The 746-nt window shown below is 70.8% G+C and carries 1 protein-coding gene; it reads right to left on the reverse strand.

Translation table 11 applies throughout. The annotated features are described in order from the left end of the window. Positions 1-746, reverse strand: a 746-nt coding sequence (locus F3J14_RS35220) for an FUSC family protein (RefSeq protein WP_211080439.1), incomplete at both ends; no start/stop codon positions are given.

The raw sequence follows: 746 nt of genomic DNA on the forward strand, positions 1-746 counted from the left end.
TGGGGCTTACCCACGACGGTTCGTAGTGGACGAGGCCGAGCTCCTGCGCGATCGCGCCGTGGCGCGCGAAGGCTTCGGCGGCGAGCGTGCGGCGTTCGGCCGGCTGCGCGATCTGCGCGACGCGGCGCCACTGCTCGAGCAGCGCGGCGAGCGCGACGTCGATCTGCTTGCCGATGCTGACGGGCCAGATGCGCGTGAATACGAGATACACGACGACGTTGCCGAGCAGGATGCCGATCGTGCGATCGCGCGCGATGGTCAGGTCGAAGCCGGGGCCGGCGCCCTGGATCACGCACAGGAAAAACGCGAACGCGATCTGGAAGCCCGCGTACCCGATGCGCGGCGAGCCGAACGCGACCCACGCGGACAGCCACGCGCCGGCGAACACCAGCGCCATCAGCTGACCGATCGACGAGAGCGCCGGCACGACGAACACGAGCGCCGCGGTGCCGAGCAGCGCGCCGACGATGCAGCCGACGATCCGCAGCGTGAGCTTCTCGACCGTCGCGGCGGTCGAGCCGAGCGACACGATGTAGCAGGTGACGACGCACGTATGGATGCCCGACCAGTCGAGCTGCGAATACAGCAGATAGCAGAAGACGGCCGCGGCGGTCGTCTTCAGCGCATAGCGGATGTGATCGGGATTGCTGCGCGCATCCGGCAGGAAGAAGCCGCCGCGCGGCGCCGGCGCGGGCGAGGCGACGGGCTCGGGGCGGGCGGCAGCGGGCGCGCTGACGGGGGCAGCC

This window comes from Burkholderia sp. Tr-862, from assembly GCF_011753085.1.
Lineage (GTDB): Bacteria > Pseudomonadota > Gammaproteobacteria > Burkholderiales > Burkholderiaceae > Burkholderia > Burkholderia ambifaria.